4 protein-coding genes are annotated in these 3,204 nt (G+C 70.6%); all 4 read right to left on the reverse strand.

Annotated features, from left to right (window positions below; translation table 11 throughout):
• Positions 1-68: 68 nt before the first annotated feature.
• The 4 genes from CCN56_RS38200 to CCN56_RS38215 are packed head-to-tail and all read right to left on the reverse strand — an operon-like array spanning position 69 to position 2,895.
• Positions 69-692 carry an ATP/GTP-binding protein gene (locus CCN56_RS38200; protein WP_086832251.1) on the reverse strand — a complete coding sequence of 208 codons (624 nt, stop codon included), beginning with the start codon at positions 690-692 and terminating at the stop codon, positions 69-71.
• Positions 673-1,029 (reverse strand): DUF742 domain-containing protein, encoded by a 357-nt coding sequence (locus tag CCN56_RS38205; RefSeq protein ID WP_086832252.1) that lies wholly within the window; start codon positions 1,027-1,029, stop codon positions 673-675. Before CCN56_RS38205 ends, CCN56_RS38200 begins: the two co-directional genes overlap by 20 nt.
• Positions 1,026-1,433: a roadblock/LC7 domain-containing protein gene (locus CCN56_RS38210; RefSeq protein ID WP_245727761.1), complete on the reverse strand. Its 408-nt coding sequence runs from the start codon at positions 1,431-1,433 to the stop codon at positions 1,026-1,028. The genes CCN56_RS38205 and CCN56_RS38210 overlap by 4 nt, the downstream gene beginning before the upstream one ends.
• A 1-nt stretch (position 1,434) precedes the next feature.
• Positions 1,435-2,895 (reverse strand): sensor histidine kinase, encoded by a 1,461-nt coding sequence (locus CCN56_RS38215; protein WP_179200145.1) that lies wholly within the window; start codon positions 2,893-2,895, stop codon positions 1,435-1,437.
• Between the last annotated feature and the right edge of the window lie 309 nt (positions 2,896-3,204).

Genomic DNA, 3,204 nt, shown 5'->3' on the forward strand with positions numbered 1-3,204 from the left:
CGCCACCGCACAGCCCGGGGGCGGGACCGCCCCGGGCTGTGCGGTGGCGTGTTCGGTGGGTGGGACGGTCATGCGGTCTCCTGGGCGGCGGCGAGGGTGCACAGGTAGTCCATCAGCGAGAGCAGGGCGTCGCGGCAGGACGCCCGGTTCCGTGCGTCGCAGGTGACGATGGGCACGGAGTTGCTGAGGGCCAGAGCGGTGCGCAGATCTGCTACGGGGTACTGCGGGGCCTCCGGGAAGGCGTTGACGGCCACGACGAACGGGACGCGGCGGTCCTCGAGTCGGGTGATGACCTCGAAGGAGACTTCGATCCTGCGGGTGTCGACGAGGACCACGGCGCCGAGCGCGCCTTCGAAGATGCCGTTCCACAGGAACCAGAAGCGCTCCTGTCCGGGGGTCCCGAACAGGTAGAGGATCAGCTCCTGGTTGATGCTGATCCGTCCGAAGTCCATCGCGACGGTCGTGGTCTTCTTGCCCTGGGCGCCGGGGTTGTCGTCGATGCCGACGCCCGCCTGCGTCATCGTCTCCTCGGTGGTCAGGGGCGGGATCTCGCTCACCGCCCCGACCATGGTCGTCTTGCCGACTCCGAAGCCGCCGACGACCACGACCTTCACCCCCCTGGCGCCGTGGGGCAGTGGCAGGTCGGTGTCGCGCCGGCCGGCATCGAGTACGTCAGAGCTTGCGTAGTCCATGGATCACCGCCTCCAGTAGGCCGCGTTCGGGATAGGCCGCCACGGGCACGGGCGCGATGGCCTCGACCCGCTCCTCCTCGACGAGCTTGGAGAGCAGCGTGGTGACGACGCTGAAGGGAAGGCTGAGGTACGCGGAGAGCTCGGCCACCGAGAGCGGGTACGTGCACAGGGTGAGGACGGCCGCCTGCTCGGGCTGCATGGCGGGGTCGGGTTCGGACCGCGTCGCGATGAGCGTGACCAGGTTGAACGCGCCGCCCGCGGAGTCCGGGCCACCGGTAATGACGTAGAGCGGGACGGGATTGCCTTCATTCCAGGGGTCCTGGTTCTCCGATGTCACATCGCCTGCCCGACGTCCTCACGAGGCGGGCTCGTCATGTAGTGACCGATCCGGGTGACCAGCGTCCGCATGCGGCTGCCGAGCAGCCCGGCGTCCACCTCCTGGTCGGCGAGGACCGCGAGGTAGGCCCCCGGTCCGGCCGCCATCAGGGAGAAGTACCCGCCGTCGGCCTCGATCCCGACCATGTGCGTCGACCCGTCGCCCTCCGGGAACATCTGCGCGATGGCCCGCGCGAGGCTCTGGATGCCGGAGCAGGCGGCGGCGATCGCGTCGGCGGTGTCGGGGGCCGTGTTCGCCTGCCCGATGCACAGGCCGTCCGACGACAGGGCGACCACGTGTCGCACGTACGGGACCTCGCCCAGCAGGTCCGTGAGGATCCAGTCCATGTTCGGCAGTGGCTGCATGTTACTCGTCCTCATCTGACGGCTCGCTGGGGGAAAGGGAAGGGGCGGCGACCGGACTCCTGTCGCCTCTGTCGGCGTTGAAGGCCTCCCACATCAGTCCCGGCTCGCGGTGACGGCCGGAGGTGCCCCGGGAGGCCGCCGTGTCGGCGGAGGGCGCGGGCCCGGTCTGGACGATCGGGATCGGCACGGGCGACTCGCGGCGTCGCTGCGGGAGCGCGGGCCCGGGCGACTCCCGGCGTCGCTGCGGGAGGCCGTTGGCGGTCTTCCTGACCTCGACGGATTCCGCGGTGGCGTCGGGCGCCGGCGTGGGCCGGGGCAGGACCGGTCCGCCCGTACGCCGTCGGGCGTGCTGCGGGAGCTTCAGGGCGGACGGCGGCACCGTGGTGATCAGGTCCCGGGGGACGAGCACCACGGCCCGTACGCCTCCGTAGGCGGAGATGCGCAGGTCGACGTCGCAGCCGTGCTGGCGGGCCAGCCGGCTGACGACCGGGAGGCCGATCTGGGTGAGCTCGCCCAGGCCCGAGAGGTTGACGCCGGTCTGCGACTGCGCCATGACGCGCTCGACGCGCTGCCGGACCTCTTCGGTGAGTCCGATCCCGCGGTCCTCGATCTCGATCGCGATGCCGGTCGGCACCTCGCTCGCGGTCACCTCCACGGGGGTGTGGGGCGGCGAGAACGTCGTGGCGTTGTCGAGGAGTTCGGCGAGGAGGTGCATCAGCGGCTCGGCGCCGGGGCCGACCACGGCCACCTCCGCGATCGAGGTCAGCTTCACCCGGGGGAAGTCCACGATGCGTGACATGGCCCCGCGCAGGACGTCGTAGAGCGGGATCGCCTTCGACCACTGGCGGCCGGGCCGGGCGTCGCCGAGGACCGCGACGCTGGCCGCGAGGCGGCCGATCAGGGCGTTGCGGTGGTCGACCTCCTGCAGGCCCCGGGAGACCACGAGGTCGTTTCCGTGGAGGATCTGCATGGCGTGGAGGTCCTTGGCGAGCTGGTGCACGATCGCCTGGACCCTGCGCGCGATCGCCACGAGGGCCCGCTGGGAGGCGTCCCTGGTGTTCTCCTCGGCCTCCACGGCTTCCAGGGAGGTCCGCAGGGCCTCCCTGAGCGCCTCGGCGTAGTCGGGGTCGATGTGCTTGCCGAAGGTGACGGCCCGCAGGATCTCGGAGGAGGAGTCGCCCTTCTGCAGTCGGGCGACGGCCGCGGGGAGGAGCTCCTCGGCGAGCCAGGCGACGGTGGTCCGCTGGTCGTCCAGGCGGGTGAGCAGCGCGGCCTCGCGCTGGGCGTGCTGCTCCGCCGCCTCGACCCTCGCCCGCGTGTGCCGCTGCGCCTCCGCCGCGCGGGTTCGGCGCGCGGCGGCGGCCGAGGTGGCGACCGTCAGGAGGACCCCGGTGAGTCCGCACCAGGCGACCGGTGTCCGTATCTCCGCGGAGGAGAAGAGCAACGCTATTACGGAGGCCACGGCCAGAATTCCGGGAGGAAGGAGCCACACCCGGGCGGCCGCGGTCGGCCGGGATCTGGGAATTGAACCTGCACGAACCATCAAGGGGTCCCTAAACCGTCTGAAATGAACGGACTGAGGTGATGCGTCGCGCCGACGGTGACTCGCTGTGAGCGCCGCGCAACACATCGGGGAGCATAGTCAGTTCGGGTTCGCCATGTGACCTTGCTGGAAGGACAGCCTCCAGCGGTCATTGCCGACCTATAAAACGACCATTCACCGAACGGAAACGTGCGGGACCGATCACATTCTGGCGTCCGTGATGATGGG

Source organism: Streptomyces sp. NRRL B-24572, assembly GCF_002156145.1.
Taxonomy (GTDB): Bacteria; Actinomycetota; Actinomycetes; order Streptomycetales; family Streptomycetaceae; genus Streptomyces; species Streptomyces vietnamensis.